This is a genomic window from Pseudomonas sp. XP2 (genome assembly GCF_053557975.1).
On sequence record NZ_JBNRIK010000034.1, the window covers coordinates 1 to 19,408 of the forward strand.

General features: G+C 63.6%; 19 protein-coding genes and 1 pseudogene. 7 read left to right on the forward strand and 13 right to left on the reverse strand.

Annotated features, from left to right (window positions below):
• Positions 1–136 precede the first annotated feature (136 nt).
• From ACK1VC_RS25950 to ACK1VC_RS25990, 9 genes are all read right to left on the reverse strand, one after another.
• Entirely contained in the window at positions 137–1,234 is a 1,098-nt protein-coding gene (locus ACK1VC_RS25950) for a DUF1513 domain-containing protein (protein WP_016488927.1), read from the reverse strand.
• Positions 1,235–1,236: 2 nt separating this feature from the next.
• Positions 1,237–2,301, reverse strand: a complete 1,065-nt coding sequence (locus ACK1VC_RS25955) for an imelysin family protein (protein WP_060517493.1) — start codon at positions 2,299–2,301, stop codon at positions 1,237–1,239.
• A 20-nt stretch (positions 2,302–2,321) separates the two neighbouring features.
• Complete coding sequence (locus ACK1VC_RS25960; protein WP_016488925.1) at positions 2,322–3,749, reverse strand: di-heme oxidoreductase family protein; 1,428 nt, start codon at positions 3,747–3,749, stop codon at positions 2,322–2,324.
• Positions 3,750–3,859: 110 nt separating this feature from the next.
• On the reverse strand, positions 3,860–4,246 hold the full coding sequence (locus tag ACK1VC_RS25965) for a hypothetical protein (RefSeq protein WP_016488924.1): 387 nt from the start codon (positions 4,244–4,246) through the stop codon (positions 3,860–3,862).
• A 13-nt stretch (positions 4,247–4,259) separates the two neighbouring features.
• Positions 4,260–4,742, reverse strand: coding sequence for a hypothetical protein (locus tag ACK1VC_RS25970; RefSeq protein ID WP_024717456.1), 483 nt, complete (start codon positions 4,740–4,742; stop codon positions 4,260–4,262).
• 142 nt (positions 4,743–4,884) lie between these two features.
• Positions 4,885–6,222: an imelysin family protein gene (locus ACK1VC_RS25975; RefSeq protein WP_016488921.1), complete on the reverse strand. Its 1,338-nt coding sequence runs from the start codon at positions 6,220–6,222 to the stop codon at positions 4,885–4,887.
• Between the two features lie 158 nt (positions 6,223–6,380).
• Positions 6,381–8,435 carry a putative bifunctional diguanylate cyclase/phosphodiesterase gene (locus tag ACK1VC_RS25980; RefSeq protein WP_016488920.1) on the reverse strand — a complete coding sequence of 685 codons (2,055 nt, stop codon included), beginning with the start codon at positions 8,433–8,435 and terminating at the stop codon, positions 6,381–6,383.
• A gap of 250 nt (positions 8,436–8,685) precedes the next feature.
• On the reverse strand, positions 8,686–9,282 hold the full coding sequence (locus ACK1VC_RS25985; RefSeq protein WP_449118144.1) for a superoxide dismutase: 597 nt from the start codon (positions 9,280–9,282) through the stop codon (positions 8,686–8,688).
• Positions 9,283–9,478: 196 nt separating this feature from the next.
• The gene (locus ACK1VC_RS25990) at positions 9,479–10,078 is read right to left on the reverse strand and encodes a LysE/ArgO family amino acid transporter (protein WP_016488918.1); all 600 of its coding nucleotides are present in this window, start codon (positions 10,076–10,078) and stop codon (positions 9,479–9,481) included.
• A gap of 101 nt (positions 10,079–10,179) precedes the next feature.
• Between ACK1VC_RS25990 and ACK1VC_RS25995 the strand changes: the two genes are divergently transcribed.
• The 3 genes from ACK1VC_RS25995 to ACK1VC_RS26005 all read left to right on the forward strand — a co-directional run bounded on the left by ACK1VC_RS25995 (position 10,180) and on the right by ACK1VC_RS26005 (position 13,072).
• On the forward strand, positions 10,180–11,070 hold the full coding sequence (locus ACK1VC_RS25995; protein WP_016488917.1) for a LysR family transcriptional regulator ArgP: 891 nt from the start codon (positions 10,180–10,182) through the stop codon (positions 11,068–11,070).
• A 49-nt stretch (positions 11,071–11,119) separates the two neighbouring features.
• Positions 11,120–12,115 carry an NAD-dependent epimerase/dehydratase family protein gene (locus ACK1VC_RS26000; protein ID WP_060517495.1) on the forward strand — a complete coding sequence of 332 codons (996 nt, stop codon included), beginning with the start codon at positions 11,120–11,122 and terminating at the stop codon, positions 12,113–12,115.
• Between the two features lie 87 nt (positions 12,116–12,202).
• Positions 12,203–13,072, forward strand: a complete 870-nt coding sequence (locus ACK1VC_RS26005) for an ATPase (protein ID WP_102689317.1) — start codon at positions 12,203–12,205, stop codon at positions 13,070–13,072.
• Between the two features lie 140 nt (positions 13,073–13,212).
• Here ACK1VC_RS26005 and ACK1VC_RS26010 read toward each other — a convergent pair whose 3' ends face one another.
• The gene (locus tag ACK1VC_RS26010; protein WP_191086945.1) at positions 13,213–14,262 is read right to left on the reverse strand and encodes an alkene reductase; all 1,050 of its coding nucleotides are present in this window, start codon (positions 14,260–14,262) and stop codon (positions 13,213–13,215) included.
• Between the two features lie 17 nt (positions 14,263–14,279).
• Positions 14,280–14,582, reverse strand: a complete 303-nt coding sequence (locus ACK1VC_RS26015) for an ArsR/SmtB family transcription factor (protein WP_016488913.1) — start codon at positions 14,580–14,582, stop codon at positions 14,280–14,282.
• A 150-nt stretch (positions 14,583–14,732) separates the two neighbouring features.
• Here ACK1VC_RS26015 and ACK1VC_RS26020 point away from each other — a divergent pair, with 150 nt between their 5' ends.
• A complete protein-coding gene (locus tag ACK1VC_RS26020; protein ID WP_016488912.1) occupies positions 14,733–15,320 on the forward strand; it encodes an acyl carrier protein phosphodiesterase in 588 nt (195 codons plus the stop codon).
• 14 nt (positions 15,321–15,334) lie between these two features.
• Here the strand turns inward: ACK1VC_RS26020 and ACK1VC_RS26025 are convergent, their stop codons facing one another.
• Positions 15,335–16,123, reverse strand: a complete 789-nt coding sequence (locus ACK1VC_RS26025) for a lysophospholipid acyltransferase family protein (RefSeq protein ID WP_016488911.1) — start codon at positions 16,121–16,123, stop codon at positions 15,335–15,337.
• A complete protein-coding gene (gene olsB, locus ACK1VC_RS26030; RefSeq protein ID WP_016488910.1) occupies positions 16,123–16,878 on the reverse strand; it encodes an L-ornithine N(alpha)-acyltransferase in 756 nt (251 codons plus the stop codon). The genes ACK1VC_RS26025 and olsB overlap by 1 nt, the downstream gene beginning before the upstream one ends.
• Before the next feature lie 159 nt (positions 16,879–17,037).
• On the opposite strand from olsB, the gene ACK1VC_RS26035 reads away from it, so the two are divergent.
• The 3 genes and pseudogenes from ACK1VC_RS26035 to ACK1VC_RS26045 all read left to right on the forward strand — a co-directional run bounded on the left by ACK1VC_RS26035 (position 17,038) and on the right by ACK1VC_RS26045 (position 19,376).
• Positions 17,038–17,925, forward strand: coding sequence for an acyl-CoA dehydrogenase (locus ACK1VC_RS26035; RefSeq protein WP_191086944.1), 888 nt, complete (start codon positions 17,038–17,040; stop codon positions 17,923–17,925).
• 75 nt (positions 17,926–18,000) lie between these two features.
• Entirely contained in the window at positions 18,001–19,083 is a 1,083-nt protein-coding gene (locus ACK1VC_RS26040; protein WP_191086943.1) for a serine hydrolase domain-containing protein, read from the forward strand.
• Positions 19,080–19,376, forward strand: a pseudogene (locus ACK1VC_RS26045) (amidase). Before ACK1VC_RS26040 ends, ACK1VC_RS26045 begins: the two are co-directional and overlap by 4 nt.
• Positions 19,377–19,408: the final 32 nt, after the last annotated feature.

A 19,408-nucleotide genomic window follows, 5' to 3' on the forward strand; every position in this document is an offset into this window, starting at 1 on the left:
ACATCCGCGAGGACTACAAGAACCTGCTGCGGACGCTGACGACCTGATGGCCGTCTGCGCAGCTAATTGAAGGCAATGTGGTGTACCTGTGGGAGCTGGCTTGCCGGCGATAGGGCCGGTGCAGGCAGCGGATCAATCAGACAAGATGCAGGTGATTGTCCCAGAAACCGGACGGCAGGTTCATCGGCTGCCCGACCAGCTCGGCCTTGCGGCAATCGTAGAAGCGGCAACGGCCCTGCCCGGAGGTGACGACAAAGCCGTCTTTCACCGCGCCAACCCCCGCGCAATCGGGCATGGGCGCGTCCAGCCGCACCGCGCCGCTGTCCAGGTCCCAGACGAACAGGCGGTTGGCCCTTGGCGCAGTCAGCGCCACCAGTCGCAGTTCGCTGTGGATGGCGACACTGGCAGTGTACTGGGCCATGGCCTGCAACTGGCGTTCCGGCACCGGGAAGGCCTTGAACGGCTCGCCCGGGCGTTTGATCGCCAACAGCTCGGCAGTTTCGTCGGCATCGCCCATGAACTGCTGGCAGGCAGCAATGGTGCCATCGCTGCCCACCGCCAGGTGGCGCACGCTGTTCATCTGCTGGGCCAAGGTTTCCTTGCTCAGCAGGGTACCGTCGCGCTGCATCAGCACCAGGCTTGGCTGCATGGCGTCGAGGTTCATCTCTACCCGGCTTTCGGCTTCGGTACGGATACCGCCATTGGCCACGATCAGTGTTTCACCATCGGGCAGCCAGGCGACCTCATGCGGGCCAATGCCGTGGGTCGGGATCTCGCCGGTGTGCACCAGGCGTTCGCCCTCGAAACGGTATACGCCAAGCACGCCGCGCCCCGGGTCGGTGGTGTCGTTCTCGGTGGCATACAGCCATTCGCCGCCCTTGTGTACCACCGCGTGGCCGTAGAAGTGCCGGTTAGGCTGCGAAACCACCGTTTGCAGCAGGCGCCCGTCGCGCAAGTCGACCAGGTAGCTTTCGGTACCGGGGCGGCGGGCGACGAACAAGGCGATCGGCTGCTCGGGGTGGTGGACGATGGCATGGCAACGCTGGGCGACCTGGGTGCTGAATACCTGGGTGCCGTCCAGGCGAAAACCGACGGCATAGTGCTTGCCGTCGCCATCGTCACGCGCCGAGAGCAGCAAAGGTTCGCTGCCTTTGTTGCGGAACAGGCTCCAGCCGCCCAAGGTGAGGGCGCTGAGCAATACGCTACCGAGTTTGAGTGCCTGGCGTCGCAGCATGATCAGTCACCGTCGTTGGCATTGAAGCCCAGCTGGATGTTCAGCGCCTTGGCCAGCTCGCCTTCGTGCAGGCGATGGACGGCGTTGAGGCTGTCGTAGAGCTGGTTGAGGGTTTGCTGGCCTGCGTCGTCGGCCAGCAGCTCACCGAGCGTTTTCTGGTTGTCGGCCAGCAGTTTGAGCGAGGTAGCGTAGGCGGCGTCGATCTTGTCTGCCAGCGCTTTCTGATCGCTGGGCAGGAGGCCGCGCAGGCCCTGGTTGTCGACCCCGACCCAAACGGTTTCGGCGGCCTTGAGGGTGGCCTCCAGGCTCTTCAGCGAATTGTGGCTGCGCCAGGCTTCGGCTTGCAGCGGCTGCGGGATGCCCTTGCTCTGGCGACCCATCGGCGCACCCAGCTTCTTCTTCAGGGTATCCAGGGCGGTGACCTGGGAGCGCAGCAGGTCTGCGATTGCCTCGTGAGAGTCTGCGTAGCGCTGGTTCGGGAACTTGGTCATCTGCGAAAGCATGCCGTCGGTGCTGTTCCAGCCCTTGAGGATCTCCTCGGCCAGGACCTTCTGGTGTTCACCGATGGCCACCAGCAGCGGGCAGTAGCGGGCTTTCTGCTCGGCAGTGGCGATGTCCGGCTTGCTGTCGAACAGGATGTACTCGTAGGCTGACAAGCCACGTACCACCACGCTGGCCTTGCCCAGAGTCGCGGCATCGACCGGCTTGTCGCCATTGACGAGCTGTTCGACCTGGCGGCCGACCAGGTTCTTCTTGTCGGGCCAGAACTGCACCTGCCAGGCGCGGTTGCCTTCGGCCAACGGGCCGACCAGCAGCGGCTGCAGCTCGGCCCAGGCCTTCTGCGCGTTGAGGAAGTCGGCGCGGGCCTTGGCCAAGTCTTCCTTGCCTTCGCAGTAGGCCAGGGCGCTGGCGGCCAGCGTGCGGTCGGCTTCGACCCAGCGGCTGTAGGTGGGCAGGATCACTTGCTTGGCGATGGCGGCGGAGGTCACGGCTTGCGGGTCCTGCGGCGAGCAGGCGCCGAGGGCGAGTGCGGCGAGGCTGGTGAACAACAGTTTGGGTCGGAACATGCCCGGCTCCTTAGCGCGTTTTAAAGTGAGTTCAGGAACGCCAGCAACGCAGTGCGTTGCTCGGCATTGAAAGTGAGTACGAAGTTGCGTGCCGCCTCGGCTTCACCACCATGCCAGAGCACGGCTTCAAGCAGGTTGCGGGCGCGGCCGTCATGCAGGAACTGGCTGTGGCCTGCCACTGTTTCGCTCAGCCCGATGCCCCACAGTGGCGCGGTACGCCAGTCTTGGCCGTTGGCGGCGAATTCGGTGCGTTCGTCGGCCAGGCCTGGGCCCATGTCATGCAGCAACAGGTCGCTGTAGGGGCGGATGACCTGGTTGGCCAGTTCTGGTTCGGTAGTCTCGGCAGCCGTGGTGAACTGCGGTGTGTGGCAACCCTGGCAGCCAGCCTGGTAGAACAGGTTCTTGCCCGCCAGCACCTGCGGCGCGCCCACATCGCGGCGGGCCGGCACGGCCAGGTTGCGGGTGTAGAAGGTCACCAGGCGCAGGATGTTGTCGCTGACTTCTTTCTCGCCGTTGGCGCCGTCGCCGTTGGGTGCGGCCAGGCAGTCGGCCTGGGCCGGGGTGCAATCATCGTGTGGCTGCAGGGTGCTGGTCAGGCCCATGTCACCGGCAAAGGCATGCACGTTCTGCTGGTTGACGTTGGGCTGACCGGCTTTCCAGCCGAAGCGGCCGATCACGGTCTTGCCCTGGGCATCGTCCCACACCCGGTTGGCCCGCCCGCGGATGCCATCGTGGTTGCGGTCGTCCGGGTCTTCGTTGGCCAGCAGGTCGGCTTCGGGAATGGCTTCGAGCAGGCCCAGGCCGATCATGGGCGGGGCGACCCGCGCCGAAAACCGCGTGTCGGGGTGCATCACGCCATAGCCGAGCTGGGTGATCTGCAGGGCAGGTTTGCGCAGTTCGACCTGGTGGCCGTCCTTGAACGACACGGTTTGCTGCGTATAGCTGACCCGCACCTTGCCTTCAGGCGCCACGCCGGGGATGGCCATGTCCTGCAGCTGGGTGCCGTACACCGGCTCCGGTACCACGCCGAGGCGCTCGATCACTTTGGCCAGGTAGGGCTGGTCGGGGATCGACAGGCGTACCAGCATGCCCACCGCGTTGCTGTCACCCGGCGCTGGCGGGTGGCCACGGCCATCGCGAACATGGCAGTTCTGGCAGGCATTGGTGTTGAACAGCGGGCCCAGCCCATCGCGGGCGGTGGTGGTGGACGGCGCGATGACCCAGGGGTTGCGGAAGAAACTGTTGCCCACGGCGAAGTCCACGCGGCGCTCGGGCGAGAGGTTGGCCGAAGGCAGGGAATAGGCGTTGCGGTCAGCGCGCTGCACGGTCGCCTTGCCGGCCGACAATGCTTCGCCAGGCTCGGCCTGGGTGAAACGCGGGGCGTCGTCACAGGCGGCGAGGGCAAAGGCCAGCAGCAGAGGAGAGAGTCGGAACAGCGACGAGGACATCAAGGATCCTGGGCGTGAGCGAAAAACCGGCGTGCAAGCTTAGCAGGCCCAGGATCATTGAATAAGAGCAATTTGCGTTTGCTTGATGAAATCGTCGCTGCCGAGGGGGCTCAGGCCATCAACAGTTTGAACTCTCTGTTGACCAGGCTGATGATCAGGTTCTTGCTACCGCCATCACGGTTGTCGCCTGGGACCTCGATGACTTCCTCGCTGGCGTACTCCATGGATGAGGCGGTGAGGCACTTGATTGCATCCTTGTGCGCGGGCTGCCAGTAATCCTGAAATACCCAGATGTTGGTCTCGGCATTCGGGCCGAGGATCAAGCGCAAGGCCTTGTGGTTTTCACTCGATTTGCCGATCCAGGGCACGGCGAGCGAGCCATTCCATGCTTGCTGGGCGCCTATTGCCAGGCTCTGGCTGCGGTTTTCACCGTCGATCAGGGTCAGGGTATAGGGCGTGTTGTTGGCGATGGAGTGCAGGTAGGTGAGGCTGGCCATTTGGCGTTTCCTTCTAGTGTTGGATTTCCGGGCGTGGCAACGGGGCCGTCGGGGTGCGGTAGACGTAGGCTGCGAGCAGGGTGATCTCGTTGAAAGGGGGCGCGAGTTCAGCGGGCACGAAGCGGCCCATTGGCTGCAGCCCCTGGGCGAAGGCAACGGCCTCGAACATTTTGCGGTCGGTTTCGTTGGGGTCGTACAGGTAAACCTTGCCGGGGCGAGCAACGACCCGGCAGATTTCCTCGGCCACATGGTGGGTGATCGGAGCGCCCATCAGCGTTACGTGAGGGACTGCGTGATCGTCGAGGGGAAAATCCGGAGCATCGTATTCGTATACGACAATCAGGTTGGGAATATGCCTACCCGTAAACGGCCCGTTGGAGATGAGCTGGCCCGCCTTGTTCAGGTTGTAGGCATGGGTGAATCCGGTAACAAGGTTCCTCCCATTTACACGCTGGACGATTCGGCCTTCGCCCCAGACATCAAGAATCTGCAGCACTTTGCCTCCTGTTTGGGTTGCTTGAAGGGCTACAGGATGGGCACTTGCGTGTACCTCAGGCAGCAGGAAGCGCTTTACCAGGCCTACAAATGAAAACGCCCGGCACTAGGCCGGGCGTTTGCGATGAGGCGCTACAACAGGATCAGAACTCGTGGTCCGCAGTGTCCGGGTTCAGATTGGCAATGCCCAGCTTGCCAGCGGCCTGTTCAATCGAGCCGGTCTGTTTGACCAGGGCCGCGATGGCATCACGCACGATCTGGTTGCCGGCAGCATTGTCAGCTGCAATCAACTGGTCGTAGTGCTCGCCTTTAAGGGCGTGGTCGACCATCACCTGGATCTTGGCTTCAGTGGCTTCCAGGTCGGCCTTGAGGGTGGCGTCGGCAGCAGGATCGGCTTTGGCCACCAGCGACGACAGGCTCGGGCCGCTGACCTTGGTGCCGTCCGGGCGGGTGTACTCGCCCAGGTAGACATTGCGGATGCCCTTGGCGTCGTAGAAGTGCGAGTAGTGAGTGTTGTCGCTGAAGCAGTCCTGCTCGTCTTCCGGCGAGTTGGCTTCCAGCGAAACCTTCATGCGCTCACCCGCCAGTTCACCCAGCGACAGGCTCCCCATGCCGAACAGCATCTTGCGCAGGCCGTCGTTGACAGGCTCGGCTTCCAGCTTGGCGCGGTAGTTGTCGGCCACGTTCGGTGCCCAGTTGCCGACCATCTCTTCGAGGTCGGTGACCAGCAGGTCGGTGACCGCTTTCAGGTAGGTACGGCGGCGGTCGTTGTGGCCACCGGTAGCGCCTTGGCCTTCCAGGTAGTCGGACGCCGGGCGGTTGCCAGCGCCTGGACCGGTACCGTTCAGGTCCTGGCCCCAGAGCAGGAACTCGATGGCGTGATAGCCGGTGGCAACGTTGGCCTCGGAGCCAGCCAGCTCGTTCAGGCTGGCCAGTTTTTCAGGGGTAATGTCCTTGACGTCGACCTTCTCTTCGCCCACCTGGATCTCGGTGTTGGCGATGATGTTGGCACCAGCAGCCGGGTTGCCCAGGGCGTGCTCGTAGCTCTTGTCGACGTAGTCGATCAGGCCTTCGTCCAGCGGCCAGGCGTTCACCTGGCCTTCCCAGTCGTCGATGATGGTGTTACCGAAGCGGAAGGCCTCGGTCTGCAGGTACGGTACGCGCGCGGCGACCCAGGCTTGCTTGGCGGCTTTCAGGGTTTCGTCGTTGGGCTTGGCCAGGAACGCATCGACTGCGCTCTGCAGGGTCTTGGCGGTGCTCAGCGAGTCGCTGTACACGGCGTAGACCATTTCGGCGTAGTGCTTGACCACGGCTTTGCCGGCGGCTTCGTCAACAGCCCCAGGCGCAGCAGCGGTGGTGCTGGCGGCGGCAGGTGCCTGAGCTTGCGGCGCGGCGGCTTTGTCGTCCTTGCCTTCACCGCAACCGGCGAGAGCGATGGCAATGGCCAGCAGACTGGCGGAGGCCAGAGGCATTCGAATCATTGTTGGTTTTCCTGCGTCGTGTGGTTGGACCAAGGGGTGGGCCGTGCGCCGTGGCACGCGAAAGCGCAACATCATGCGAAAGATTTGCATTTGCTGTAAAGGGGCGGGCGCGCAATTCATGTAAATGCAGGTCACAGCCTGTAACCAGGCCTGCCGGCTCAGAGCATCGAAACCTGATTGCGCTGCGCCTGCTTGAGGAAGTGGGTCAGTTCACGGGCTGACAGCGGCTTGCTGTAGTGATAGCCCTGGCCCTCGTGGCAGCCTTGGGCAATGATGTAGGTTTCCTGTTCGGCGGTTTCCACGCCTTCGGCGATCACCTGCATGCCCAGGCTCTTGCCCAGCTGGATGATGGCGCGAACGATGGTGGCGTCGTCATCGTCGTCCAGCAGGTCCTGGACGAAGCTCTTGTCGATCTTGATCTTGTCCAGCGGCAGCGATTTCAGGTAGCTGAGCGACGAATAGCCGGTGCCGAAGTCGTCGATGGCAATCAGCGCCCCGGAGCGGCGCAGGCTCAGCAGGTGCTGGGCGGCAGTGCTGATGTCTTCCATCAGGCCGGTTTCGGTGACTTCCAGCTCCAGGCTGCGTGGCGGCAGACGGTAGGCCTGCAGCAGGTTGTTGACCACCCGTGGCAGTTCACTGTGGTGCAGCTGCACGGTGGACAGGTTGACCGCCATGCGCAGCTCGCTGAAGCCCTGGTCGTGCCATTCGCGCAGTTGCCGGCAAGCCTGGTCCAGTACCCATTCGCCAATGCTGATGATGCTGCCGTTCTGTTCGGCCAGCGGAATGAACTGGTCCGGCGGCACCATGCCCAGCTCTGGATGCTGCCAGCGCAGCAGCGCCTCGACGCCGACCACACGGTGGTCGCGGTAGCTGATCTGTGGTTGGTACACAAGGTACAGCTGGTTGCGCGGAAGGGCTTCGCGCAGGTCCTTTTCCAGCTCGCGGCGGCGGCGCATCTCGCTGTCGACGCTGGCAATGTAGAACTGGTAGCGGTTGCGCGAACGGGCCTTGGCCAGGGTCATGGTCTGTTCGGCTTTCTGCAGCAGCTTCTCGGTGCTGTCGCCGTCTTCGGGGAACAGGGTGATGCCGATGGTGGCGCGCAGACGGATCTGCTGGTGGTGGTCGAGGTCGAACGGCACTTCCAGGTCGTCGAGGATGCTCTGCGCCAGTTCGGCCGCCTCGTAGGGCTGCTCGATATTGGCCTGTACCAAGGCAAACTGGTCACCACCCAGCCGCGCCAGGGCGCCCAGGCGGCCGCTGTGGGCGCGCAGGCGGTCGGCCAAGGCCAGTAGCAGTTGGTCACCAACCTGGTAGCTGAACTGTTCGTTGATGCCCTTGAAATCGTCCAGGCCCACGCACAACACTGCCACACGGTGTTGCAGGCGACCGCCATCGACGAGGATCTTGTCCAGTTGCTGCTGCAGTTGCTGGCGGTTGGGCAGGCCTGTGAGGAAATCGTACTGGGCCATGCGCTGCAGGCTGTTTTCGGCTTCATGGCGTAGGTGAGTGTTGCGCTCGATCGACGCCAGCAACTGGTTGGCCGTGTTGACCCAGAGACCCAGTTCGTTCTTCTCGTGGCCCTTGAGCAGCGGGATCTGGTGCTGGCTCGGGCGGTCGGGGTTGATCTGGGTGAGGTGCTCGATGATCTTGGACAGCGGTTTGGTCAGCAGCCAGTGGTAGACCAGGTACAACACCAGGCCCATGGCCAAGGCCCGCAGTACGCCGGAAATGAAGATGATCACCGCGTTGATCAGGAAGTCTTCGCCGTAGGACGAGGTGTCGAGGGTAATGCTCAGGTCGCCGTAGTATTCGCTATAGGGGCCGCGGCCAACCAGTTGCGTGGTGTAGGTGCGTTCCTGGCCGAGGATCGGGTCGGTCAGCCAGCGCATGGGCATGTCCTGCAGCGGGCGGGACTTTTCGGCCAGCATGGTTTCGTTGGGGTGGCCGATGGACGCCATGCGCACCGATTCGTCCTGGAACAGGCCTTCCATCACCTGCATGCCCATTTCGCGGTCGAGGCTGTATACCGCCTGGGTGGAGGGGTCGCGGAACATGTCGAGGATGCGCTGGGCATCGTTGTTCACGGCCTGGCGGGTCTTGTAGGTGTCGTAGACAATTTGCGCACAGCTGAGCACGACGCCAACCGCCAACGCCGACAGCAGCACGACCCTGAGCAACTTGACCGACAAGCTGTTCCGCAATTCCAGCTTCAATGGGGTTTCCTTAATCCATGCGCATGGCATCATTTTGCCATCAACGATGACGATACACTATCGGCCGATCATGAGCAGTGTATCGGTTGCCTGCCCCCGCAACTTGAGTGCGCTGTGTCAATCTTCCAGAGGTTTGATGTTAGCGCGCTATGCAGGCTGAGCAAGCAAAACCGTGCAGGCCTCTTCGCGTCTGATACAGGCACAAAAAAACCCGGCACATGGCCGGGTTTTTTGATCAAGGCTGGATGACTCAGGCCTTGAAGGTCTTGCCTTCGAACTGCTCGGCAACGAAGGCCCAGTTGACCAGGTTCCAGAACGCCTCGACGTACTTCGGACGCAGGTTGCGGTAGTCGATGTAGTAGGCGTGTTCCCAGACGTCGCAGGTCAGCAGCGGGGTGTCGCCGCTGGTCAGCGGGCAGCCGGCGCCGATGGTGCTGGCCAGGGCCAGGGAACCGTCAGCTTTCTTCACCAGCCAGCCCCAGCCGGAACCGAAGGTGCCAACCGAAGTCTTGGTGAACTCTTCCTTGAACTTGTCGAAGGAACCGAAAGCGGTGTTGATGGCCTCAGCCAGGGCACCGATAGGCTGGCCGCCGCCGTTTGGCGACAGGCAGTTCCAGTAGAAGGTGTGGTTCCAGACCTGAGCGGCGTTGTTGAAGATGCCGCCCGAAGAGCTCTTGACGATCTCTTCCAGGGTCTTGCCTTCGAATTCGGTGCCTGGGACCAGGTTGTTCAGGTTCACGACATAGGTGTTGTGGTGCTTGTCGTGGTGAAACTCCAGGGTTTCCTTGGAGATGTGCGGCTGCAGGGCATCGTGGGCGTACGGCAGCGGCGGCAATTCAAAAGCCATGGTGGATCTCCTGATTCAGGTCTAGTTCGCGGTTTGCGCAGGGCCGATCACGGGCGGCCCTATGAGCGTCGGCGAGTTTGTACTCTTTGCGACGCAAGGGGCCGATCATAGCACCAGCCCCGGCGCATAACCACGCAACAAAGATAGGGAATAGAGGTTCCAGAGCGGTTACACGATACCGACCGGTGGTGTCTGTTCAGGAAAAGATCAGTTGCGCCGCCACTGCGAACATCATCACCGCCACCATGAGGTCGAGCATGCGCCAGGTCGCCGGCCGTGCCAGCCACGGTGCCAGCCAGGCCGCGCCAATCGCCAGGGTCGAGAACCACAGCAGCGAGGCACTGGCCGCCCCGGCCACATAGGCGCCAGGCTCAGTCTGCTGGGCGCCCAGCGAACCGATCAGCAACACCGTATCGAGGTAGACGTGCGGGTTCAGCAGCGTCACCGCCAGGGCACTGAGCAGCACCGCACGGCGCGAGCGTACGCCCTGGCCCTGCTGATGCTTCAGGCTCTGGCTGGAACAGGCGCTGCGCAGCGCCTTGGCGCCGTACCAGACCAGGAACACGGCGCCGCCCCAACGCGCCACCGCCAGCAAGGTCGGGTTGTGGGCCAGCACCGTGGCCAGGCCGAATACCCCGGCAGCCACCAGGAGGGCATCGCAGACGATGCACAATGCTGCTACCGGCAAGTGGTGCTCACGGCGCAGGCTCTGGGCGAGGACGAAGGCGTTCTGTGCGCCAATGGCCATGATAAGGCCGAAGGCCACCAGCATGCCGTTGAGATAGCTTTGCCACATGGCGTGCTCTCCATAAAAGGAACCTTAAAGATGCTGGCCATTGTGGTGGCTTGCGCTGTATAAGAAAAACAAATAAAGCTGATCCGTCATTAGGAAAATCGATGTTCGACTACAAGTTGCTGGCCGCCCTGGCGGCGGTGATCGAACAGGGTGGTTTCGAGCGTGCCGCGCAAGTGCTGGGCTTGTCGCAGTCGGCCATCTCCCAGCGCATCAAGCTGCTCGAAGCGCGGGTCGGGCAGCCCGTGCTGGTACGTGCCGCGCCGCCCAGCCCAACCGAAGTCGGTCGCCAGTTGCTCAACCATGTGCAGCAGGTGCGCCTGCTTGAACGAGACTTGCAGCGCCAGGTGCCGGCGCTGGACGAGGAGGGCATGCCGGAACGCCTGCGCATTGCGCTCAACGCCGATAGCCTGGCCACCTGGTGGGCCGGTGCGGTGGGCAACTTCTGTGCGCAGCAGAACGTATTGACCGACCTGGTCGTAGAAGACCAGGAAGTGGGCCTGAAGCGCATGCGTGCTGGCGAAGTGGCGGCCTGCCTGTGTGGCAGTGAACGCCCGGTAGCCGGGGCGCGCAGCCTGCTGCTGGGGGCCATGCGCTACCGGGCATTGGCCAGCCCCGGGTTCATGGCGCGGCATTTCCCCCAAGGCTTTGTCGCCAGCCGCCTGGCCCGCACCCCGGCGATCGTGTACGGCCCGGATGATTTCCTGCAGCATCGCTATCTGGCCTCACTGGGCATCGAGGATGGTTTCCTGCACCACCTGTGCCCGTCATCCGAAGGCTTCCTGCGCATGACCGAGGCCGGGCTGGGCTGGGGGCTGGTGCCCGAATTGCAGGCCCGTGAGCAACTGGCCAACGGGCAGTTGGTGGAAATCTGCAGCGATACCCCCATCGACGTGCCGCTGTACTGGCATCATTGGCGCAATGGCGGGCAATTGCTCGCGCAACTGACCGACCACCTGCGGCACACCGCACGGCAATGGCTGGTGCCCTTGTAGCCACGGCTGGCGTCAGTTGCATCTGAAATCTGGCAAGACGGAGTCTTACATGCGAATTCTGGTCACCGGCGCGAGTGGCTTCATTGGCGGGCGCTTTGCGCGCTACGCCCTGGAGCAGGGCCTGGACGTGCGGGTCAGCGGCCGCCGCGCCGAAGGGGTCGAGCACCTGGTCAAGCGCGGCGCCCAGTTCATCCCTGGCGACCTGGGCGACCCCGAGTTGGCCCGCCGCCTGTGCCAAGGCATCGAGGCGGTGGTGCACTGCGCCGGCGCAGTGGGCAACTGGGGGCGCTACCAGGACTTCTACCAAGGCAATGTGGTCGTCACCGAAAACGTGGTCGAGGGCTGCCTGAAGGAACATGTGCGGCGCCTGGTGCACCTGTCGTCGCCTTCGATCTATTTCAATGGCCGTTCGCGCCTGGACATCCGTGAAGAGCAAGTGCCGCGCCGTTTTCACGACCATTATGGGCAAACCAAGCACCTGGCCGAGCAAAAAGTGTTCGGGGCCCAGGAGTTCGGCCTCGAAGTACTGGCGCTGCGCCCGCGCTTTGTCACCGGTGCCGGCGATGCCAGCATTTTTCCGCGGCTGATGCAGATGCAGCGCAAAGGCCGCATGGCGATCATCGGCAACGGTTTGAACAAAGTCGATTTCACCAGCGTGCACAACCTCAACGAAGCACTGCTCAGCGCGTTGTTCGCCGACGAGCGTGCGCTGGGCCAGGCCTACAACATCAGCAACGGCCAGCCGCTGCCGCTGTGGGACGTGGTCAACTACGTGATGCGCCAGATGCAACTGCCACAGGTGACCCGCTACCGCTCCTACGGCCTGGCCTATAGCCTGGCCGCGCTGAATGAGGCCGCTTGCATGTTGTGGCCGGGGCGCCCGCAACCGACCTTGTCGCGCCTGGGGATGCAGGTGATGAGCCGTGACTTCACCCTGGATATCAGCCGCGCCCGGCAGTACCTGGACTACCAGCCCAAGGTCAGCCTGTGGACGGCACTGGATGAATTCTGCGGCTGGTGGAAGCATTTGCCGCCTGCGCAGTGAGGCCGTCTGGCTGACAATGGTCATCAATGCGCCGCGCTTGCGGTTTATACTCGTGCCTCTGTGCGACTACCGCGGTTGAATGTATCCATGCGTAACCATGCTCACGATGACTACGATGATGTGCCTACCTTGCGGGCGGGCACCGTTGATGATGACGAACTGATACCGGCGCACGTGGTGCGCAGCCGGCAGAAAGCCGCCCGTGGTGCCAGCACGGGGCCGTTGTGGGCGCTGCTTTGCGCTTCGTTCATCGCGTTGGCGGGCCTGGGCTGGTGGAGCTTCCAGCAGATCTCGCTGATGGAGCAGCAACTGGTGGCGACCCAGGAGAGCTTTGCCCGCATCAGTGAAGAAGCAGCCGGGCGCTTGCAGGCGATCAGTGGCAAGGTTGAGGCCAGCGAGTCCGGTGTTAATACCAGCAGCGAGGCGCTGAAGCAGCAGTTGCGCCAGTTGCAGCAAGGCGTAGCCGGGCAGACCGGCGACCTGGGTAAGCGCCTGGAGCAGGTGCTGGCCGATACCCGTGAACAGCAGAAGGCTGTGACCGAGCTGCAAAGCCAGCTGCAGGCGCAGTTGAAGCTGGTGAATGGCGAGCTGGCCGCGTTGCGTTCAGGGCAGGTTGATGGCGGCAAGCTGGATGCCCAGTTGAAGGGCCTGAACGAGCAGGTTGCCGCGCTGAAGGCCGCGCAGGTGGATGGCGGCACGCTGGACGGGCAGCTCAAGAGCCTGGGCAGCGATGTGGCGGCGCTGAAGAAGCAGGGCAACCCGAGCGCGGCAATCCAGGGCCTGGAACAGGATATTTTGGTGTTGAAGAGCCAGATCGACAACCGCCCGGCTGCGGCAGCGTCCGGTGGTGCGTCGGTGCAGGAATTCGATGCCTTCCGTGCGCAGACGACGCGCAACCTGAATACGCTGCAGAGCCAGATTCAGAACCTGCAGCAGCAGATCAACGCCCGGCCGTAACAGAGCGCGGGAGGGCTTTGCCCTCCTTTCGCGACACAAGGCCGCTCCCACAAGTTCGACGCTACCTTGAGGGCTGTGCTTATCCCTGTGGGAGCGGCCTTGTGTCGCGATGGGCCGCAAAGCGGCCCCGGCAATCGTGATTACAACCGCGGATAATCGATGTACCCCACCGGCCCCTTGCCATAGAAAGTCTCTGGCCGCGCCTCGTTCAATGGCGCATCCGCCGCCAGCCGCGCCGGCAGGTCGGGGTTGGCGATGAACGGTACGCCAAACGCCACTGCATCGGCCTTGCCACTGGCCAAGGCCGCATTGGCGCTGGCCTTGTCAAACCGCTCGTTGACGATGTACGGGCCGCCGAATGCCTCTTTGATCAATGGGCCGATGCTGTCATCGGCTTCCCGCTCCCGCGAGCAGATAAAGGCAATGCCTCGCTTGCCCAGCTCGCGAGCCACGTAGGTGAAGGTTTCGGCGCGGTCGGCATCACCCATGTCGTGAGCATCGGCACGCGGCGCCAGGTGCACGCCTACGCGGTTTGCGCCCCACACTTCGATGGCCGCATCGGTCACCTCCAGCAGCAGGCGTGCACGGTTTTCCAGCGACCCTCCGTAGAGGTCAGTGCGCTGGTTGGTGCTGCTTTGCAGGAACTGGTCGAGCAGGTAACCGTTGGCGCCGTGAATCTCTACACCATCGAAACCGGCAGCCTTGGCGTTTTCGGCACCGCTGCGGTAGGCCTCGACGATGTCGTTGATTTCCTCGGTTTCCAGCGCGCGCGGGGTGGGGTAGTCACTTAGCGGGCGCACCAGGCTTACATGGCCCTTGGGCTGGATTGCGCTGGGGGCCACCGGCAGCTCGCCGTTCAGGTAGCTGGGGTGGGAAATACGGCCAACGTGCCACAGCTGCAGGAAGATGCGCCCGCCGGCGGCGTGCACGGCCTTGGTGACGTTGTTCCAGCCACGCACCTGCTCATCGTTCCAGATACCGGGGGTATCCGGGTAGCCGACGCCCATGGCAGTGACCGAAGTCGCTTCGCTGAGGATCAGCCCGGCGCTGGCGCGCTGTACATAGTATTCGGCCATCAGCGCATTGGGCACGCGGCCTTCGTCGGCACGGCAGCGGGTGAGCGGGGCCATGATGATGCGGTTGGGCAGTTGCAGGTCGCCCAGGGTGATCGGATTGAAAAGCGTGGTCATAGCGGTTACCTGCCTTGTCAAAGTGTTTGGCGAAGTTGTTCGAGGAATGCCTCAATGGTGGCTTCGTTGCGTTTGAAGAAGTGCCATTGGCCAATCTTCTGGCTGCTGATGAGCCCGGCGCGCTGCAAGGTAGCCAGGTGGGCGGAGACGGTCGACTGCGACAGGCCGCAGCGTTGGTCGATCTGCCCGGCACACACACCGTTTTCGGTGCTGTGGTACTGGTCGGGGAATTGCGTTGCCGGGTCTTTCAGCCAGCTGAGGATTTCTCGCCTGACCGGATGGGCCAGCGCTTTTATGATTTCGTCGAGATCAAGAGGCATGGGTGGAGGCTCGTTGTAGCGGTATATCGCGATAGAGCGAAATGTAAATCGGCTGTTCCCGATATACAAATACCAAGAGGTTCTGAGCTGAGCGCGAATCGGTATATCGCGTTACAACGATATAAGGCAGAGCGGTGGTAGACTTCGCCCATGAACTACCTCGCACACCTGCACCTGGGCGGCCCGGCGCCGCAACAACTGCTTGGCAGCCTGTATGGCGATTTTGTCAAAGGCTCGCTGGAAGGGCGCTTCCCTCCTGCGCTGGAGGCGGCTATCCGGCTGCACCGGCATATCGACAGCTACACCGATCAGCATCCGCTGGTGCTGGCGGCACTGGCGCGCTTTCCGCGCGAGCGGCGGCGCTTTGCCGGCATCGTGCTGGATGTCTTCTTCGACCATTGCCTGGCGCGGCATTGGGGCCACTACGCCGAGCAGCCACTGGCGCAGTTTACTGGCGCGTTTTACAGGGTGCTGCTGGCGCAGCCCGAACTGCCGGGGCGATTGGCGCGGATTGCGCCGTTCATGGCAGCGGATGACTGGCTAGGGGCGTATGGCGATTTTGCCACGCTGGAACAGGTGTTCAACGGCATTGCCCGACGCTTGTCGCGGCCTGAGGGGATGGCCGGGGTAATGGTGGAACTGGAGCGGCTGTATGAGCCGCTGCTGGCGGATTTTCGCGAGTTCTATCCCCAGTTACAGGCTTTTGCGGCGGCGCAGCGTAGGGCTGAGGACTTGTAGCGCCTGCGCCAGGCTCAGGCAGCCCGCGCCGGCCGCCTTGGCACTGCTTCAACTTCTTCAACCCCGAACAACGCCAGGTGAATCGCCTGCTGTGCTTGCAACGCCAGCACCGCACGCTCCTTGCCCACGCTGCCGATAGGTGGCAGCAAGTGAATGCACACCTCGCCTCGCGGCTGGGCAAACAGGCGCATCAGGTGCGACACCAGATCATCGTCGCCAATGAACGGCGCAATCGGATCGATCTGGCCATCACGCAGATACTGGATAGCCACCGGCTGCACCGCCGCGCCCCGGTCGATGGCACCTGCCAACAGGCGGCCATGGAAGGTGCGCAAGTTGCGACCGCAGGTAGTGGTGCCTTCGGGGAAGATCAGCAGGGGGCGCGCCAGCCCCAGTTGCCCGGCGATCTGTTCGTGCAGGCGCTGGCTGTCGCCACCACCACGGCGAATGAACAGTGTGCCGGCTTTTTCCGCCAGCCAACCGGCCACCGGCCAATGACGCACTTCAGCCTTGGACAGGAACGACAGCGGCAGCAGCATGCCGAGCAGGGGGATGTCGGTCCACGAAACGTGGTTGCTGACCCACAGCATCGGCCGCTGCGGCAGTTCGCCGACTACACGCACGTTGAAGGGCAGGGCGGCGACCAGGCGTTTCATGAACAGGCAGGTCCAGCGCTGGCGGCGCTCAAGGGGAGCTTTGAAACCGAGGCGTTCGCCGAGGGCAATAAGACTGGCCATGAACATACCCAGCAACAGCACGAGCAGCAGTCGGGTCAGGCGGGCTACTACCCGCAGCTTCTGCATCAGACCGCCGCCTTGAAGTGCCGGGCGTACCGCGGGCAGAGATTATCGCGCTTGAGCAGGATGAATACGTCGGCCACCTGGAAGTCCTCGTCCCAGCAAGGCTCGCCGCAAATCTTTGCGCCCAGGCGCATGTAGGCCTTGAGCAGCGGTGGCATTTCGGCGATGACGTTGCCCGGCAACGCCAGGCTTGGCAGCGGGTTCTTTGGCTCGGCCCGCAGGTGCTCGTTGCACAGGTAGCGATCACGCAGGCGCTGCATCACGGCATGGGCCTGCACGCCGCCGTCCTGCATCGGGATGCTGGCACAGCCCATCAGGTAGCTGTAGCGGCCCTCGTTGAGCACCTCGGCCAGTTCACCCCACAGCACGGCGATGGTGCCGCCGTTGCGGTAGTCGGGGGCTACGCAGGTGCGGCCCAGTTCGAGGATCGGGCCCTGCAGCTGCAACAGGCCGTGCAGGCGGAATTCTTCTTCACTGTAGAAGCGGCCCAGGCTGCTGGCGGCCTGGTGGTCGAGCAGGCGGGTGGTGGCCACCAGCTCGCCTGTGCTCAGGTCGCGTACACCAATGTGGCGGCAGTGCACGTCGTAGTCGTCCATGTCCAGGCCGTGCTCGGCACCCTTGAGCTTGGCCTTGAATTCTGCGCTGAACACTTTGAAGCGCAGGGCCTGGGCCTCTTGCAGCGCCGCGGCGCCAACCAGGCGTTCGGCTTGCAGACGGCGTTCAGTGCTGTTGTCGCCAGAATGAGCGATCCGAGTCATTACGAGTCTCCATAAGCCAGCCATGAAGGGTTGCGGCCGGTCGGCTTTGTTGTGCAAAGTCAGCCTAGGTAGACGCGGTGTCACCCCTGTGAATCTTTGGTGATGCTTGCGTGACACCCCCCAAACCTTGACCAGAAAGCCCCAGCAAGGAGCCGTCCCATGGCCTGGTTGCAACGATTGAACGACCCGCTTCGCCACGCGCCGGCGGGCACTCTGGGCGAAACCTATGCCGCGCTGCTCGAGCGCCTCGGCCCGGTTGCCCCCTTCGAACTGGCGGCACTGGGCGGGCGCGCGATGGCCACGCCGGGCCTGGCTTTTCTGGTGGGTTACCAGGCCGCCTTGCGCGTGCTGTGGCCCAGTGCACCGTCCAGCCTCGGCGCGCTGTGCGCGACCGAGCGGCGCAGCGTGCGGCCGGCGGACATGCACACGCGCCTGGACGGCTTGCGCCTGACCGGCAGCAAGGACTTCGTCACCGCCGGGCTGGAGGCGGAGTGGCTGCTGGTGGCGGCGCGCAGCGAAACCGCAGGCGCGGCGCCAAAATTGAACCTGGCGGTGGTGTACCCCGGGGAGCCCGGCGTGACCCTGGAGCCATTGCCGACCTTGCCGTTGATGCCGGAGGTGGGCCATGGGCGCTTGCTGCTGGAACAGGCGGCGTGCGAGCTGCTGGCCGGTGACGGCTGGGATGCTTATGTGAAGCCGTTTCGCTCGCTGGAGGACTTGTATGTGCTCACGGCACTGACGGCCTGGTTGTATGGCGTGGGGCAGGAAAGCGCCTGGCCGCAGGCTTTACGCCTGCAACTGCTTGGGCTGCTGGCCGGGTGTGCCGAGGGTAGCCGGCAGTGTGCCGACTGCACGGATGGCCATTTGCTGTTGGGTGGTTTGTTTGCGCAGTTCCAGGCGTTGCGGGGGGCGATCGACGCAGCATTGGCGGCCGGGCCGGTGCATTGGGCGCAAATCTGGCAGCGTGACCAAGGGGTGATGGCGTTGGCTGCGGCGGCGCGCGAGCAGCGCCTGAACAAGGCTTGGGCGGCTGCGGGATTGTCATGAAGGCCTGATAGGTTTTTGTGAACCGATGATCCCGGGGGGCCGCAAGGCGGCCCCAAAATTTCGAGCTGAAACACAATGCTGAAAGGTCTGCTATTGGTTCTTTGCCTGGCCTTGGCAACCGCCGAAGCCGAGGACTGGCCTGACCCTGACTGGCAGAACGATCCTGCCTGTTTCGACTGGCAAGCCGTCGACGCCTACGCCTTCCCCCCTCGCACTGCCCCCGACCGCAGCGGCATCCGCACCGACGCGCTGCTGATCATCCGCGATGGCCGTATCCTCCACGAGCGCTACACCGCCCCCACCACTGCCGCCACCGCGCACCTGACCTGGTCGGTAAGCAAGAGCGTACTCGCCACGCTGATGGGCGTGGCCCAAGGCGAAGGGCGCTTCCAGCTGGAAGATCCGGTCACCCGTTTCTATCCCGCCATGCGCGGCCATCCGGGCATACGCATGGCCGATCTGCTGCACTGGGCCAGTGGCCTGGACTGGCAGGAAGACTACGAATACGCCCCCCTCAAGTCATCAGTGGTGGCCATGCTATACACCCGTGGCCGCGAGGACATGGCGGCCTATACGGCGGCGCGGGGTGCGGCGGCCAGCCCCGGTGAGCGTTTTCTCTATTCCAGTGGTGACAGCAACCTGCTGGCGGCTGCACTGCGCGGCATGCTCGATGCCGGGCAGTACCCCGATTACCCCTGGCACGCGCTGTTCAGCCCGTTAGGTATCGACAGCGCGGTGTGGGAGCGTGACGGGGCGGGCACCTACGTGGGCTCTTCCTATCTGTACCTCAGCGCTCGCGACCTGGCGCGAATCGGCTTGCTGATGCAGCGTGACGGGCGCTGGCAAGGCCGGCAACTGCTGCCCACGGCCTGGGTGGCCTTCAACCGAACAGCGTTTACCCATGCCGAACCTGTGCCCGGTGAGGCCAACCCTGGCGGCCACTGGTGGCTCAACCGGCCGTTGGCCGGCGCCCAACGGCCTTGGCCGAGTGCACCCGAAGACGCCTACGCCGCCCTTGGCCACTGGGGCCAGGCGCTGTACGTGCTGCCCGCGCAAAAGCTGGTGATCGTGCGCTATGCCGATGACCGCGACGGCAGCTACCAGCACGACGAACTGCTCAAGCGGGTACTGGCGGCAGTGCCCCGGGAGGGCACATGAAGCGGGCCTTGTTGCTGGTGTTGCTGGGCCTTGTGTTCTGGGCCTGGCAGGAGCGTCAGGCGTTGGCTGATTTCCCCGGCATCCTCTCGGCCTACTCGGCCAAGTAATACTGCTCGTACCGCTTCGTCATGGGCTTCGGGCAGGCCTACTGCCAAGGCTATGTAAAGCAATGGCTGCCGCTGAGCCTGCTGGAGGAAAACAGCCCGCAGCGACGAGTCACTGCCGAGGGGTTGGGGCGGCGCAATCAGGCTAGCTGGCAGGGCCCGCACGAGGGCTGCCGCTTGCTGCCATGAAGGCGGGCGGGTAAGGTTGGCGGCCTGGTTTC

What these genes read in the sequence shown, in the direction of transcription:
- ACK1VC_RS25950 (WP_016488927.1), bottom strand. Translation starts at nt 1,234, where the DNA reads ATGCTGCGACGCCAGGCACTCAAACTCGGTAGCGTATTGCTCAGCGCC.
- ACK1VC_RS25955 (WP_060517493.1), bottom strand. Translation starts at nt 2,301, where the DNA reads ATGTTCCGACCCAAACTGTTGTTCACCAGCCTCGCCGCACTCGCCCTC.
- ACK1VC_RS25960 (WP_016488925.1), bottom strand. Translation starts at nt 3,749, where the DNA reads ATGTCCTCGTCGCTGTTCCGACTCTCTCCTCTGCTGCTGGCCTTTGCC.
- ACK1VC_RS25965 (WP_016488924.1), bottom strand. Translation starts at nt 4,246, where the DNA reads ATGGCCAGCCTCACCTACCTGCACTCCATCGCCAACAACACGCCCTAT.
- ACK1VC_RS25975 (WP_016488921.1), bottom strand. Translation starts at nt 6,222, where the DNA reads ATGATTCGAATGCCTCTGGCCTCCGCCAGTCTGCTGGCCATTGCCATC.
- ACK1VC_RS25985 (WP_449118144.1), bottom strand. Translation starts at nt 9,282, where the DNA reads ATGGCTTTTGAATTGCCGCCGCTGCCGTACGCCCACGATGCCCTGCAG.
- ACK1VC_RS25990 (WP_016488918.1), bottom strand. Translation starts at nt 10,078, where the DNA reads ATGTGGCAAAGCTATCTCAACGGCATGCTGGTGGCCTTCGGCCTTATC.
- ACK1VC_RS25995 (WP_016488917.1), top strand. Translation starts at nt 10,180, where the DNA reads ATGTTCGACTACAAGTTGCTGGCCGCCCTGGCGGCGGTGATCGAACAG.
- ACK1VC_RS26000 (WP_060517495.1), top strand. Translation starts at nt 11,120, where the DNA reads ATGCGAATTCTGGTCACCGGCGCGAGTGGCTTCATTGGCGGGCGCTTT.
- ACK1VC_RS26005 (WP_102689317.1), top strand. Translation starts at nt 12,203, where the DNA reads ATGCGTAACCATGCTCACGATGACTACGATGATGTGCCTACCTTGCGG.
- ACK1VC_RS26010 (WP_191086945.1), bottom strand. Translation starts at nt 14,262, where the DNA reads ATGACCACGCTTTTCAATCCGATCACCCTGGGCGACCTGCAACTGCCC.
- ACK1VC_RS26015 (WP_016488913.1), bottom strand. Translation starts at nt 14,582, where the DNA reads ATGCCTCTTGATCTCGACGAAATCATAAAAGCGCTGGCCCATCCGGTC.
- ACK1VC_RS26020 (WP_016488912.1), top strand. Translation starts at nt 14,733, where the DNA reads ATGAACTACCTCGCACACCTGCACCTGGGCGGCCCGGCGCCGCAACAA.
- ACK1VC_RS26025 (WP_016488911.1), bottom strand. Translation starts at nt 16,123, where the DNA reads ATGCAGAAGCTGCGGGTAGTAGCCCGCCTGACCCGACTGCTGCTCGTG.
- olsB (WP_016488910.1), bottom strand. Translation starts at nt 16,878, where the DNA reads ATGACTCGGATCGCTCATTCTGGCGACAACAGCACTGAACGCCGTCTG.
- ACK1VC_RS26035 (WP_191086944.1), top strand. Translation starts at nt 17,038, where the DNA reads ATGGCCTGGTTGCAACGATTGAACGACCCGCTTCGCCACGCGCCGGCG.
- ACK1VC_RS26040 (WP_191086943.1), top strand. Translation starts at nt 18,001, where the DNA reads ATGCTGAAAGGTCTGCTATTGGTTCTTTGCCTGGCCTTGGCAACCGCC.